Raw genomic sequence first — 13,948 nt, forward strand, 5'->3', positions numbered from 1 at the left:
ACTCAGCCTCCACGCTGATTGAGGGTATATACCGTCTTGCCCAGGAGCCTGAATGCATCAGTCGCATAAAGGAAGTTTTCAGAGTGCCCCGCAAACAGCAAGCCATTCGGCTTCATGAGCGGAACAAAGCGCTTGAGAATAGTGGATTGAGTTGGTTTGTCAAAATAAATCATGACATTACGGCAGAATATCGCATCAAACTGACCGCTAATAGGCCAACTACTGCTAAGTAGATTTAATGGCTTGAACGTGATTAACTTACGCAAATCATCACGTACACGTACTAGGCCCTGTTGCCTACCTGTTCCTCGCAAAAAGAACTTTTTCTTCTGCTCCATAGACAGCTTTTCAATACGGTCATCGCTATAAATTCCTGCCGCTGCAGTTGCCAGGACATTAGTATCAATATCGGTAGCAATGATCTCGACTGGGGGACGCAAAGTGCCAAATGCTTCGCACGCTGTCATGGCCAGACTGTAAGGCTCCTCACCTGTTGAACTCGCACAACACCAAATGGAAATGGGCTGTGCTGCCTTACGAATATGTTCCGCTAGGATAGGAAAGTGGTGATGTTCGCGAAAAAATGAAGTGAGATTGGTCGTCAATGCATTCGTGAACGCCTCCCACTCATCAGAGGCAACCTCGCTTTCCAGCATATCCAGATAACGAGTGAAATTGGAAATACCTGTCGCCCTCAACCGCCTAGCTAGACGGCTATAGACCATTTCATGCTTGGAGTCTGAAAGGGAAATGCCCGCTGCTTGATAGATTAGCTTACGCACACGGGAAAAATCTGCCTCAGTAAACTCAAACTCCTTGCCAGCATTTGCCCTGGTTACTGTACTTGCACTCAATTCAGCACTCCTCTGTGCACTTACCATCAAAACTCTTCCCATTCATCACTGGAAAGATCAGGCCCAATCACTTTTTTGGGTGGTACAGATTTGGCAGCAGGAGTGGAAGCAGTACCCATGTCCTTACTTGTGGCTTTCGTCGCCACGGCTATCTTTGGTTTTGCCACTGTTGCTCCAGCCTCAATCTTCGGTTTTGGGATGGCAGTGACTTTAGCCTGTACTATGGACTGGGTCTCCTGTAACACATCCCGACCATTGCCAAGCTTGAAAACACTTGCTGCACGCTCAAGTTGGGACACATCCCCTTTCAATGCTTCTGCGGCTGCAGCCGACTCCTCAACCAAAGCAGCATTTCGCTGAGTTACTTCATCCATCTCATTTACGGCATGGTTCACTTGATCAATACCAGAACTTTGCTCAGTAGAGGCTGCGGATATTTCCGCCATGATATCGGTCACATTCCGCACGGAAGACACAATGTCGGCCATGGTAGTCCCCGCTTGATCAACAAAGACCACGCCTGCTTCGACCCGCTCCACAGAATCGGAAATCAACCCCTTGATTTCCTTCGCTGCAGCAGCTGAACGATGTGCAAGATTACGTACCTCTGCAGCAACTACAGCAAAACCACGCCCCTGCTCACCTGCACGTGCAGCCTCAACTGCAGCATTCAGCGCGAGAATATTAGTCTGGAAAGCAATTCCATCAATAACACCGATAATGTCTGCAATTTTGTTAGCCGAATCACTAATCAGCCGCATGCGGTCTTTCGCTTCACCAATCACTTCACCACCACGCGCCGCGACACTAGATGCAGACATGACCAGCTGATTGGCTTGACGTGCGTTATCGGCATTTTGCTTCACAGTAGAAGCCAACTCCTCCATGGAGCTTGCAGTTTCCTCGAGTGAACTTGCCTGGGACTCAGTACGCGCAGATAAGTCATTATTCCCCTTAGCAATCTCACTCACGCCCGTGTTGATACGTCGCACATTGGTACGAATATCGGAAATCATGGCAACGATATTGACATTCATTTGATTGAGGGCACGCAACAACATACCGGCCTCATCAGTTTTGCTAGTGTTGAATTTGCTAGAAAGATCACCACTGGCAAGAGAGTTGGCAATACTAGTTGCTTCTCGTAAGGGCTTGATCACGGAATTGGTCAGTGACACCGCTAACCCAATAGCCGCTATCATTGCAACCAATGCCCCAGCAACCACGAAACCTACATTTAATCCAGCTAAGGCCGCCCCAATCACAACTATCATCGAAAGCACTGTGGCAAGGGTCGTTACTGTCACCCTGGTTTTCAACGTCATCTGCATTGCTCTTCTGACCCGCGAAATCAAATCTGTATTCAACACTTCACCACGGTGCAACTTCAGCCCGTGGCTCTTACTTTCACGTAATCGGGCATAAATCTTCGATGCCTGATCAACCTGTTGACGCGTAGGCTTAACGCGTACTGACATATACCCAACAACATTGCCGTTCTGACGCATAGGAGTTGCATTCGCCAACACCCAGTAGAAATCGCCATTTTTGCGCCGGTTCTTCACCATGCCTGTCCAAGGCAAGCCATCTTTCAGCGTCGCCCACATATCAGCAAACGCTTCAGGTGGCATATCGGGATGTCGCACCAAATTATGAGGAGAACCAATCAGCTCATCTTCAGTAAAACCGCTAGCCCTGATGAAATCCTGATTGATATAGGTGATTCGCCCCTGCAGATCAGTTGTCGATAGAATCGACTCATCGTCCTGCAGCAAATACTCATTTGTTGTTACAGGCATGTTAGTACGCATGTTAGCTTTCTCCTCAGATTGGGGCCCTACCCCATGTGCGTTTTTCTGCCTTTTAATAAAACAACTATTTTTATTTTATTATTGATTTATCTTGAATACACTGACGGTGGAGGAAAGCTTCTGCGCCTGCTCCTCCAAGCTTTCAGCCGCAGCTGCAGCCTGTTCAACCAAAGCTGCATTTTGCTGGGTCATTTCATCCATTTGTCCAATTGCAATATTGACCTGCTCAATGCCTGAACTTTGCTCTTGGCTTGCCGAAGTAATCTCGCCCATGATGTCTGCCACACGCTGCACAGAACTGACAATCTCATTCATGGTTGTACCAGCCTGATCCACCAGCTTATTGCCGATATCTACTTTCTCAACAGAATCGCCAATCAAGCCCTTAATCTCCTTAGCTGCCGCAGCAGAGCGTTGTGCCAGATTGCGGACTTCGCTTGCCACCACGGCGAACCCACGCCCCTGTTCGCCGGCACGGGCTGCTTCAACCGCAGCATTTAAGGCCAAGATATTGGTCTGGAAAGCGATACCATCAATCACGCCGATAATATCCACAATCTTGCGGGAGCTTTCCTTGATCGAACCCATGGTGTTCACAACCTGATCTACCACTTGCCCACCACGTACTGCAGACTCAGAGGCTGTAATCACTAACTGGTTAGCTTGCCTTGCATTGTCGGCATTTTGACGTACGGTAGAAGTCAGCTCTTCCATGGAGCTTGCTGTTTCTTCCAAGCTTGAAGCCTGTGACTCAGTACGCGAAGATAGATCGGCATTACCAGAGGAAATTTCGCTGGTTGCCACCAGCATCGTATCTGTACTGCCTCGTACTTCTGTCACCAGTTTGCGTAACTCTTGAATCATGAAGCGAATACCCACCAGCAACTTGCCTGGTTCATCAGAAGCATTCTCATTGATCATATCGAGCAGATCGTTTGGCCGCGGTGCCAGATCACCCTTTGAAACACGTCCAATCACCCGAATGCCGTAATTGATCGGCTCAATGATGGAGACTGTAATAACCCTGGCAAAGACCACTCCCATCAATATAGCCACTAAGCCAAGAACGATAACCAAGATACGCCCTTGAATACTGGAACTCTTGTTGGCTGCTGCCAACTCTTGAGCCCGGGTACGTTCATATTGCAACAACTGGCTCATTGCATCCTGATAAGCATCGCGAGCGGATTGAAATTGCCCATCTACGCTCTCATAGAATGCTTTTTCATCGGACATCAGCTTATTGGTCACATTACGCTTTTCTTCTAGGCTTACCTGCTCATTTGTAAGCCACCGTTCAAGCGCTGCTACTCGGATATTTAACGCAACCCTCACCTTGAAAGCTTCAGTGCGTACATTGCGATAATCTTCTCGTGCCTTGTTAACTTTCTCCAGAAAGGGCTGATATTCTGGCTCTTTCATGGACTCCAGAGCTTGAGCCTGTAACTTGTCTACCTCTTTTGAATACTGATCCATCTTACCCAGGAAATAAGACTCCTGATCTTGGCTACGATTCCTCATATAGGCAACCGCGTTGATGATATTCATATTGGTATATAACTTCCAATCGTTCAACAGTCCTTGCTTAGTCGCAGATTCAGCAACGATGGCATCTGTACGATTGCTCATAGAAGTCATCAACACTAGGCTGAGAATCACAATAGCTCCCAGCAACACCAACAGAGATCCAAAACCGATCACCAACCGCCTAGTGATTTTCTGGCCATACATATAGTTCATTAATGGATTCAGTAGCTTCATTTTTAATCTCCGCCCTTCAAGTTCAATCAGGTCTGTATCTGTATAGTTTTTTTATAATTTGTTACTAAGCGCCAGCGACAATATGATCAACTAAGCCCATTTCTGAACTGGTCATCAGCTTGTCGATATCTACCAAGATCAGCATTCTGTCATCCAGCGTACCCAAGCCAATCAGGTAGTCTGTACTCAGAATAGATCCCATCTCCGGTGCTGGCTTAATCTGTTGTGGGCTCAGTGTCGTCACATCAGAAACGCTATCCACCACAATCCCGGTCACGCGATTATTGATATTGAGGATAATGACAACCGTAAACTGATCATAGGTAGGCGTCCCCAGGTTAAACCTGATGCGCATATCAACAATAGGCACAATAATGCCCCGCAGGTTAATCACGCCCTTGATGAAGTCAGGCGCATTAACAATCCTCGTGACACTTTCATATCCACGAATTTCCTGCACCTTGAGAATATCGATACCGTACTCTTCACTTCCCAGCGTGAAAGCTAAAAACTCACTGCTTTCAACTTGCGCTGCCCCTGATGGAACCGGTTGTGACTGATTCTCTGTTTTACTGCTTGTTGGTTCTAACATGACAACACCTCTTAATGAATGGAAGCTTCCGTGATCAACTGCCTACTGGAGCGCAATAAGTTGGTCACATCAAGAATCAGGGAAACACCACCATCACCGAGAATGGTAGCGCCAGAAATACCTGCAACCTTACGGTAATTCGACTCAAGGTTCTTGACGACAACCTGCTGCTGCCCAACCAGCTCGTCCACGAACAATGCAGCCTTTTTGCCATCAGCCTGAACTACGACCAAGATACCGTCCTCAGGCTCTCGATAAAGCGGTTCAATATCAAACATCTGATATAACGGAATTAAGGGGAGATAATCCTCACGCACCTTGACCAGACGGCCCTGCCCTGTCACATCTTTCACATCGCTCGCAGATGGCTGTAGTGACTCGACGACAAAGCTCAGGGGCAGAATGTATACCTCGTCACCTACACGTACCGACATACCATCAAGAATCGCCAAGGTTAATGGCAAAGAAATGGAAATCGTCGTGCCATACCCCGCAGCAGAACGAATATCTACCACGCCACCCATGGCAGTGATATTGCGCTTTACCACATCCATACCCACGCCACGACCAGAAACATCCGTGACCTTTTCCGCTGTAGAGAATCCAGGAGCAAAGATCAATTGCCAGACATCCCCGTCGGGCATGTTATCTGACACATTCAGGCCAGAAGACTTTGCCTTGGCAAGAATACGCTCACGATTGAGGCCACCTCCATCATCACTCACCTCAATCACGATATTGCCGCCCTGGTGACCCGCAGAAAGTGCAAGCCGCCCGATAGGGTTCTTACCAGCAGCAGCACGTACTTCGGGTGACTCTACCCCATGGTCAATACTATTTCGTACCAAGTGAGTCAAAGGATCAACAATGCGCTCTATCAAGCCTTTATCCAGCTCAGTAGCCGCCCCATTAGTGACAAACTCGACTTTCTTGCCAAGCTTGCTCGCAAGATCCCTTACCATGCGGGGGAACCTGGAAAATACATAATCCATCGGCATCATGCGAATCGACATCACGGCCTCTTGCAGATCCCGAGTATTACGGGTCAACTGCCCAACACTATTGAGTAGTCGCTCATGCAACATGGGATCCAGTGATCCTGTGCGTTGCTCTATCATGGCTTGTGTAATGACCAACTCCCCGACCAGATTGATCAGTTGGTCAACCTTCTCAATACCAACACGAATAGAGGTTGTCTCCTGGCTGGCTGCGGCCTTATCTGCTTCTCGACGTGGCGCAACACGCTTATTTTCCAGCGGTGCCTCCTTCACCTGAGCAACTGCTTCGGGTTTGGGCACTGGATCAGGCGCCACCTTTGCGACATGATTGGAATCAAACAATCCAAAATCCCCCTCATCCAGAGGATTGGCTTTTGCCTGAGCTGGCTGTGGCTGGGCAGTATGCATTTCAGGAGCAGCCTCTTGTGTTGTCACCCTGATCTTATCTACATCCACGACAAATGAACTAACAGCAAGGATACTGTCGCGACTTTCCTCAGTTTCTAACCACAGAGCATGTAGGTTACCTACGACCGGTTGCACAACCACCTTACCCAGCAACTCCAGCTCGGCTATCAAGGTCGCCCAATCCTTATCCAGGACTTCTGGCACTTCAATCAAAAAGTCGGACTGACCGCTAACAGTGTCTTTTCCCTGTGCCTGGCTGACCAGATTATCGGCACCAAGCTCAGTAATGCTTAAATCATCGGCGTCAATAATAAAAGAGCAAATCGCCACGATATTGTCCACGCTTTCCTCCGTGGCAAGCTTAAGCACATGCTGCTTACCCTCAGGAGGTAAGGATTCCACTTCCCCGAGCAGTTTCAGCTCTTCCGTCAGGGCAATCACATCCTTTTCTGGCAACTCAGGAAGTTGCACCTGATATTGCTTGGTCGCACTACCTACCTGGATTGCTGCCTGAGCAGGCTCTTCAGACTTTTGTACAGCCAAAGATAATGCTTCCGGAGGCGGGGCAATCGATTGTCCACCCTCTTGCGCCAGGGTATGCAATGTCACTTTGATATCACTCACCGCATCCTCATCAACCGCGCTACCATTGCGATGACCATCCAACTGCATCTTCAAGATATCCTTGGCAGCAAGAAACACGTCTACATGCTCAGCCTGCAGTTTCATTTCGTTTTTGCGGATACGATCTAGGAGGTTCTCCAGAACATGGGTAATTTCCGTCATGTCTGTCATACCAAAAGTTGCCGCCCCTCCCTTGATGGAGTGTGCTGCACGAAAAATGGCATTGAGATCCTCAGAACTTGGGTCCTCAATATCAAGCTCGAGTAGCAAACGCTCAGCTTCAGCCAGCAATTCATCCGACTCATCGAAGAACACTTGGTAAAACTGGCTCATATCAATTGTCATTGTTCAACTCCAGATTGGTTCATGCTTGCTCCCCACAAGGAGACGTCTTTTATGCAATACACTCACATCATCCAATGACGCGCTGAACAACATCCAGTAAACGCTTGGGATCAAACGGCTTGACCAACCACCCTGTTGCTCCAGCAGCCTTACCTAATGCCTTCATTTCATCACTAGACTCTGTTGTTAACATTAATATCGGCACTTTCTGGTAAGAACTGAGGCTACGTAACGATTTAATCAGCGTCAGGCCATCCATTTTTGGCATATTCTGGTCAGTTAGCACCAAATCAACGACTTGGGTCTGTGCTTTATTGAAAGCATCCTCACCATCCACAGCCTCTATGACTTGATAGCCTGCAGCATTCAAGCTGAATACCACCATTTGTCTCAACGACCCGGAGTCATCAACAGCTAATATTGTTTTTCCCATATCCTTTAATCCCCGTTCTTGCGCGCCTGTGCGCTCCGGCACGTACCTGACATTGTTAAAAGAGAAACCTAAAAAAGCTCAATATCACCCGCCCCCATATGCTGCTGATTTACGGATGACTGTAAATCACGATGCATGGAAGCACGTTTTTCGTTGAGCGATTCGCTCATCTTTTGCAAAATAACCGCTATATCCTCATGAGAGTGTTCGGCAACCAAGGACTCATGCTGGTCAGCTATCGCCAACAGCAATAGCTTGAGTCCACCAACCCGGGCAAGCGCACGCGTCAGCAATTGATTGGTCATATCCTCGAACTGCATCCCTGTGACAACACGATTTACCTCGCTTTCGATCTGGCGGCTATACATCGCCACCTCCGCGATATGCTGCTGAGATAATTGCGAGCTCGCGCTCAAACTTAACAGTATCTGCTGCTGCGCCTGGGCTGCCCGGTTAATGGACATAAACCCATCCACTAGCATGCTAATCGCTTCATGCAATAACCCATTTGCGCGACTCAGATCAGTTTCGACATGCTCAAGATGCTCTTCACCCCAACCACCGAGGCTAACCAACAACGCTTTCAATTCATCTATCGGTATAGTCTGACTTGCCATATACACTATCCTGTCCAGACTGCATTCAATCTGTAAGAAACAAGAGAAAAATCCTGCTTAATCAATCCCATTACTCATTAAAGCTTTGAGTCAAAGCAGGTACCTCACTGGATTTCGCTACATCTGCCGAGCCGTTGTCACTCATTGTCTCTTCCTCGGTCTTCTTGTTCATGATGATGATACTAATGCGGCGATTGACAGGGTTAAGTGGATTATCCTTATCGAATAACACAGCAGAGGATAACCCCACCACACGCAATACTTTTTCTTCCTTCATCCCACCAGCAACAAGTTCACGACGTGACGCATTAGCACGATCCGATGATAGCTCCCAGTTACTATAAAAGCGCTCACCACTAGGATAAGGCACCGCGTCAGTATGCCCGGAAAGGCTGATCTTGTTTGGCACATCATTCAGCAATTGCCCAATCTCATGCAGAATTTGACGTGCATATGGCTGCAATTCAGCCTTGGAGGAGGCAAACATAGGGCGATTCTGCTCATCCACAATCTGAATGCGTAAACCCTCAGTCGTAATATCCAGCAATAACTGCTTTTTGAAAGGCTGCAAAGTGGCACTCGAGTCAATAGCCTGTTCAATGCGATTTTTCAGTTCCTTGAGTTTCTGCATCTCAGCCTTGGCCACGGCTTCCTTTGCTGTCTTAAGGTCTGGCTTTTTCTTGGAGGTAATATCGTCCGCTTTTCTGATCTGCCCTTGAGACTTAGTCATATCACTACCACCGCCCTTGAGCACACTCTCACTGGCACCAACAGAGGCGCCCCCCTGCATCGCTACCTTGAGCGGTGTCTTGAAATACTCTGATATCCCCTCAAGATCGGACTTGCTCGTAGAGCCCAATAACCACATGAGAAGAAAAAACGCCATCATTGCCGTGACAAAGTCGGCATAAGCTATTTTCCATGCACCACCATGATGACCACCGCCGTGTTTGTTAACACGCTTGACGATAATTTTGACGTTTTCCTGGGCCATATTGCTCTCCGCGTACTAACGTGCCTTGGCCTGTTTTACATGGGCTTCAAGTTCAGCAAATTCTGGGCGCTCTGTGGAGTACAGCACTTTACGACCAAACTCCACTGCGATCGCAGGGGCATAACTGTTGAGACTGGCAAGAAAAGTGACCTTCGCACATTGAAACATCTTGGATGACTCATCTGCCTTGCGCTCAAGCAAACTAGCCAAGGGACCTACAAAACCATACGCAAGAAGAATCCCAAGGAATGTCCCGACTAGCGCATGAGCAATCAACATCCCCAACTCATTGGGCGGCAAACCGACTGACTCCATGGTATGCACCACCCCCATGACCGCAGCCACGATACCGAAAGCGGGCATCCCATCTCCCAAGCGAGCGATACAGTGAGAAGGCACCATGCTTTCATGATGGTGAGTATCGATTTCGTTATCCATGAGATTTTCTATCTGAAATGCATCCATGTTGCCCGACGACATCAAGCGCAGATAATCACAGATAAAGTCCATCAGATGATGGTCAGAAAGCACATCGGGATACTTGGAAAATATTTGGCTGCTCTCAGGGTTTTCGATATCGCTCTCAATAGACATCATCCCGTCACGGCGAATCTTGGTAAGAATTTCGAAAAGTAGCGCCAGCAAATCCATATAGCGCGATTTGGTATATTTAGAGCCCTTGAAAACAGTAGGCAAGGCTTTTAGGGTTGCCTTGATGGCCTTGGCATCATTTCCCACGAGGAATGCCCCGATAGCTGCCCCCCCGATCATGAGAAGCTCCAATGGCTGAAACAAGGCTGCCAAATGCCCTCCTGCCATGGCAAACCCACCAAAGACACTTCCCATTACTACCAGATACCCCGCTATCACCAGCATATCAGCAAGCTCCGCTCGGGTTTCACAGACCCGACTTTTAAGTTCTTTTCAGCATAGCAATCAAGCGGATGTTCTGATCGCGGTAATTGAAATGCAATAACCCTTTATATCTGAACCATCATGGCCTGACTGCCCCCTAAAGCGCAATATTGCACGCTTATAATTCCCATACAAAAATACTGGCAGCATCTGCATCCAGCCTATCTTGAATCTGAAATTTAGGAAGCACTCCCGGAATTTCAAACTCATAGCTGATCAGCAAACTTCCTGCCTGCATTTCCTGTTCAGCTTTGAGCCAAAGATCAGGCATTGCCGCCGGGGAAAGGTACGCAAAGACGATGTCGTACTCAGAAAGGTTAACGGCCTGGTAATCACCATACTTGAATGTTGCGGGGGATTTTTTTAGTGTGCTTAATAAGACGCTAATCAGCCATGGTAAAGGAGCTAGCTCAATTCCGACACACTTTGAGAGAGGACACTCTCGCGCCAGATACATCACAAGCCCACCCATGCCGCTCCCGATATCAAGCACCTTGACGGATTTGTCTTCAGGTATCAACTCCTTAACCTTGCGCCAAGTCACAGGGAGAGATGGATAAAAAGGCACCTGAGTACGGTAAGTGCTCCAAAAGAAGGCCAAGGTAAAACAAAATGCCAGCAGATATATCCATGCTGGTAATTGCCATTGCAACATGACTAGAATAGCCAGTGGAAAAAACAGATGGATCAGGCGCCACCATACAGCCATTGCAGCAATAACCGACAAAGCACTGGCAAATACGCCCTGCATGACAAACAAGCCCCAGACTGGAAAAACCTCGCCCTCCAACCACCACAGGAGTTGAGATGCCCCACAGACCATGCCCAAGGCTACTAGCTGAATAAAAAAAGCCAGGATAGCGGGGGGAAACCGCTTCCTGGCACCACTCAACTTCCGGCCTGCCCCTTGCTTACGCAACACGGGCAAAATCCTTAAAAAACTTCAACTCCATACCAGCGCTATGCAATCAACGCAGCAGCCAACTCCTTGGCTTTTTTGGTCTTGCCTGCACGAGATGGAACATGGCAAAGATTGCATTGATATTGATCATGCAGATCATAGGCATTGACCACAAATTCGCCCCCACAGCAACTACAGCGCTGCATTTTCAACATATTGCTATCAAGGAAACGTACGAGCGTCCAAGCACGTGTTAGAGACAACACCACCTCATCGTCAGGCTCGCTGCCAACTTGCTGCAAATACAGCTTATAGGCCTTCATCACGGCCGAAATGCCTGTCACTCCTGCATGCTGAATCAGGAAGTGATAAATGTTTACAAAAATAGAAGAGTGAATATTAGGCTGCCAAGTGAGAAACCAGTCGGTCGAGAATGGAAGCATACCCTTAGGTGGCGACATCCCCTTGATTTCCTTATATAACTTGATCAGGCGCTCACGAGACAATGTTGTCTGAGACTCAAGCAATTGCAGCCTTGCACCCAGATGGATCATTTGAATTGCCAATTGAATTTGCTCGGCTTCATTGATTACACTCTTGCTCATGACACTCCCCAATACCTTAATAAACTGGACGCAACAGCCGACTTTATTTTTAAAACCGATCAGGCTATTTCTTCAACACCCTGGCCTGCCATCAAGATAGCTGCATGCGCTTGCGCCTGCATACGGTCTTTGGTGTAGCTGGTCAACATACCCAGAATCGCAGTGTCATCGAAACGGAAGCGGGTCAGCATCATATTGAAGCTGCTGAGCTTGAGAAGTTGCGCATTACTTAGGCTTTCCAGCAGGTCTGCAATATCTTGGCTCAAACCCAGACGAAAAATTGCAGTCGCTTTATCTGCACGAATCATTTGTTGCGCAAGCATCAGATAACTGAGGTTAGCATCTTTGATTTCCGCCATGATTTCTTGTTCGTTCATTTTCCAGCTCCCTTGCTTGAAAAGTCAGCGCCGCTAAATGCAGTGCAGGTGAGGCGTACTTTGAACTTTTTAAGATGAGGCAAAAACTGGTGTTCGTCGGTTTTTTTCGTAAGACGAGCGAGCATAGCCGATACAGTGTTTGTCCTACAAACACTGTATCGGCCTTGGGAGACAAGACTTTTAAAGGAGGTGAAGCATTAATTTTTAACTACAAACTCAATACCGCGATCCGCATCCTTCAAAAAATATTTTGGCAATCATATCCACTTAACGGCATGACTAAATCAATCTTTAGGGTAAAGTTATGAAAATTTTTGATAATTTTATAACTTATTGATTAATAAAAAATAAATTAACAAAATTTTTACCCTCTTGTTCAGTTAACGACCAGGTTTTTCCAAACTTTAGGTTTTTTTTGAAATTTTTTTAAACTTTTCTATCAGGAATAACTGGTTTTCCCCCTTCTATTCTTCGATTCCATTATTTTCTTCGTGACGAATAATGCAGCCATCAATGCAAGACAGCATGTCATTCACGCTGTCTTCATCAAGAAGGATAGACAAGCATGGCGCAAGATAGTGATTTGGAAAAAACAGAACAGCCAACGCCGCGACGCATAGAAAAGGCGCGCGGGGATGGTGATGTTCCTCGCTCACGTGAGTTTTCCACTTGTGTTGTGCTGATGACTGGAGGTTTGGGACTGATGATGCTGAGTGGCCGCCTCAATCAAGCCATGCTGAGCAATATGAGTAGCAATCTGCGCGTCAGCCGTGAGGCTGCATTTGATTTCAGTTTGCTGCTCAGCAAAATTGCCAATGGCATCCTGGATTTGCTGATCGCTTTTGCCCCATTGGTCTTGTTGTTATTGATTGTGATTGTGGGAGCCCCAGTGCTGGTCGGCGGGTGGAACTTCAGTAATAAAGCCTTTATGCCAAAGTTCAGCAAACTCAATCCACTCAATGGCATCAAGAATCTATTTTCAAAGAACTCTCTGGTTGAGTTGGTCAAAGCTGTTTTAAAGGCAACTTTAGTAGGTACGGTTTCTTATATGGTGATGTCTCACGACTTTGACATCATCCTTTCCCTAGCAACACAACCTCTGGAAACAGGGATTGCCCAGGTAGATGGCATTCTGATCAAAGGCTTCCTATTTATAGTTTCTGCACTGGTATTGATTGCCCTGATTGATGTGCCTTATCAACGCTGGAACTATACCAACAAGCTCAAGATGACCAAGGAAGAAGTCAAGCAAGAAGCCAAGGAAAGCGATGGTAACCCGCAGATCAAGGGACGTATTCGTCAGCAACAACGTGAAATCGCACGCCGCCGCATGATGTCGGAGATTCCAAAGGCAGATGTCGTGATTACCAACCCGACTCACTATGCTGTAGCGATTAAATATGATGATCACTCCATGGGTGCCCCTCGTGTCATTGCAAAGGGGGCTGATGATATTGCCCTCAAGATCAGGGAAATTGCCAGCGAACATAAAGTGCCTACGCTGGAATCCCCAAAACTGGCACGTGCGCTGTTTGCCCATACGGAATTAGGCGATGAAATCCCGCAAGCCCTGTATGCCGCGGTGGCAGAAATCCTCGCCTACATCTTCCAGCTTCGTCATTACAAGACTCATGGCGGTTATTACCCCGATATGCCTAACGCACTGGATGTTCCTGATGCCATGGATCCGCACCTGAAAGGAGCAAACTAAGT

13 protein-coding genes are annotated in these 13,948 nt (G+C 47.5%); 1 reads left to right on the top strand and 12 read right to left on the bottom strand.

Annotation, left to right across the window (positions count from 1 at the left end; translation table 11 throughout):
- Positions 1-2 precede the first annotated feature (2 nt).
- The 12 genes from ACIKP9_RS05455 to flhD form a co-directional block, all read right to left on the bottom strand.
- Positions 3-881, bottom strand: a complete 879-nt coding sequence (locus ACIKP9_RS05455) for a CheR family methyltransferase (protein ID WP_400880301.1) — start codon at positions 879-881, stop codon at positions 3-5.
- On the bottom strand, positions 881-2,665 hold the full coding sequence (locus tag ACIKP9_RS05460; protein ID WP_400880303.1) for a methyl-accepting chemotaxis protein: 1,785 nt from the start codon (positions 2,663-2,665) through the stop codon (positions 881-883). Before ACIKP9_RS05460 ends, ACIKP9_RS05455 begins: the two co-directional genes overlap by 1 nt.
- A gap of 78 nt (positions 2,666-2,743) precedes the next feature.
- Positions 2,744-4,426: a methyl-accepting chemotaxis protein gene (locus ACIKP9_RS05465; protein WP_400880306.1), complete on the bottom strand. Its 1,683-nt coding sequence runs from the start codon at positions 4,424-4,426 to the stop codon at positions 2,744-2,746.
- A gap of 64 nt (positions 4,427-4,490) precedes the next feature.
- Positions 4,491-5,018 carry a chemotaxis protein CheW gene (locus ACIKP9_RS05470; protein ID WP_230347696.1) on the bottom strand — a complete coding sequence of 176 codons (528 nt, stop codon included), beginning with the start codon at positions 5,016-5,018 and terminating at the stop codon, positions 4,491-4,493.
- An 11-nt stretch (positions 5,019-5,029) separates the two neighbouring features.
- Positions 5,030-7,393 (bottom strand): chemotaxis protein CheW, encoded by a 2,364-nt coding sequence (locus tag ACIKP9_RS05475; RefSeq protein WP_400880309.1) that lies wholly within the window; start codon positions 7,391-7,393, stop codon positions 5,030-5,032.
- A 67-nt stretch (positions 7,394-7,460) separates the two neighbouring features.
- A complete protein-coding gene (locus tag ACIKP9_RS05480) occupies positions 7,461-7,826 on the bottom strand; it encodes a response regulator (protein ID WP_400880312.1) in 366 nt (121 codons plus the stop codon).
- A 68-nt stretch (positions 7,827-7,894) separates the two neighbouring features.
- Positions 7,895-8,443: a chemotaxis protein gene (locus ACIKP9_RS05485; RefSeq protein WP_400880315.1), complete on the bottom strand. Its 549-nt coding sequence runs from the start codon at positions 8,441-8,443 to the stop codon at positions 7,895-7,897.
- 70 nt (positions 8,444-8,513) lie between these two features.
- The gene (gene motB / locus ACIKP9_RS05490; RefSeq protein ID WP_400880318.1) at positions 8,514-9,437 is read right to left on the bottom strand and encodes a flagellar motor protein MotB; all 924 of its coding nucleotides are present in this window, start codon (positions 9,435-9,437) and stop codon (positions 8,514-8,516) included.
- Between the two features lie 15 nt (positions 9,438-9,452).
- Entirely contained in the window at positions 9,453-10,313 is an 861-nt protein-coding gene (motA, locus tag ACIKP9_RS05495) for a flagellar motor stator protein MotA (protein WP_400880320.1), read from the bottom strand.
- 157 nt (positions 10,314-10,470) lie between these two features.
- Positions 10,471-11,103 (bottom strand): methyltransferase domain-containing protein, encoded by a 633-nt coding sequence (locus ACIKP9_RS05500; protein WP_400880323.1) that lies wholly within the window; start codon positions 11,101-11,103, stop codon positions 10,471-10,473.
- Positions 11,104-11,312: 209 nt separating this feature from the next.
- On the bottom strand, positions 11,313-11,858 hold the full coding sequence (flhC, locus tag ACIKP9_RS05505; protein ID WP_400880325.1) for a flagellar transcriptional regulator FlhC: 546 nt from the start codon (positions 11,856-11,858) through the stop codon (positions 11,313-11,315).
- 59 nt (positions 11,859-11,917) lie between these two features.
- On the bottom strand, positions 11,918-12,235 hold the full coding sequence (flhD, locus tag ACIKP9_RS05510; protein WP_400880328.1) for a flagellar transcriptional regulator FlhD: 318 nt from the start codon (positions 12,233-12,235) through the stop codon (positions 11,918-11,920).
- Between the two features lie 565 nt (positions 12,236-12,800).
- On the opposite strand from flhD, the gene flhB reads away from it, so the two are divergent.
- Positions 12,801-13,946, top strand: a complete 1,146-nt coding sequence (gene flhB / locus ACIKP9_RS05515; protein WP_400880331.1) for a flagellar biosynthesis protein FlhB — start codon at positions 12,801-12,803, stop codon at positions 13,944-13,946.
- Positions 13,947-13,948: the final 2 nt, after the last annotated feature.

Source organism: Methylobacillus methanolivorans, from assembly GCF_044751345.1.
Lineage (GTDB): Bacteria > Pseudomonadota > Gammaproteobacteria > Burkholderiales > Methylophilaceae > Methylobacillus > Methylobacillus methanolivorans.

Excerpts from the sequence above, each read along its gene's own strand:
- ACIKP9_RS05455 (WP_400880301.1), bottom strand. The coding sequence starts at position 881 with ATGGTAAGTGCACAGAGGAGTGCTGAATTGAGTGCAAGTACAGTAACC.
- ACIKP9_RS05460 (WP_400880303.1), bottom strand. The coding sequence starts at position 2,665 with ATGCGTACTAACATGCCTGTAACAACAAATGAGTATTTGCTGCAGGAC.
- ACIKP9_RS05465 (WP_400880306.1), bottom strand. The coding sequence starts at position 4,426 with ATGAAGCTACTGAATCCATTAATGAACTATATGTATGGCCAGAAAATC.
- ACIKP9_RS05470 (WP_230347696.1), bottom strand. The coding sequence starts at position 5,018 with ATGTTAGAACCAACAAGCAGTAAAACAGAGAATCAGTCACAACCGGTT.
- ACIKP9_RS05475 (WP_400880309.1), bottom strand. The coding sequence starts at position 7,393 with ATGACAATTGATATGAGCCAGTTTTACCAAGTGTTCTTCGATGAGTCG.
- ACIKP9_RS05480 (WP_400880312.1), bottom strand. The coding sequence starts at position 7,826 with ATGGGAAAAACAATATTAGCTGTTGATGACTCCGGGTCGTTGAGACAA.
- ACIKP9_RS05485 (WP_400880315.1), bottom strand. The coding sequence starts at position 8,443 with ATGGCAAGTCAGACTATACCGATAGATGAATTGAAAGCGTTGTTGGTT.
- motB (WP_400880318.1), bottom strand. The coding sequence starts at position 9,437 with ATGGCCCAGGAAAACGTCAAAATTATCGTCAAGCGTGTTAACAAACAC.
- motA (WP_400880320.1), bottom strand. The coding sequence starts at position 10,313 with ATGCTGGTGATAGCGGGGTATCTGGTAGTAATGGGAAGTGTCTTTGGT.
- ACIKP9_RS05500 (WP_400880323.1), bottom strand. The coding sequence starts at position 11,103 with ATGCAGGGCGTATTTGCCAGTGCTTTGTCGGTTATTGCTGCAATGGCT.
- flhC (WP_400880325.1), bottom strand. The coding sequence starts at position 11,858 with ATGAGCAAGAGTGTAATCAATGAAGCCGAGCAAATTCAATTGGCAATT.
- flhD (WP_400880328.1), bottom strand. The coding sequence starts at position 12,235 with ATGAACGAACAAGAAATCATGGCGGAAATCAAAGATGCTAACCTCAGT.
- flhB (WP_400880331.1), top strand. The coding sequence starts at position 12,801 with ATGGCGCAAGATAGTGATTTGGAAAAAACAGAACAGCCAACGCCGCGA.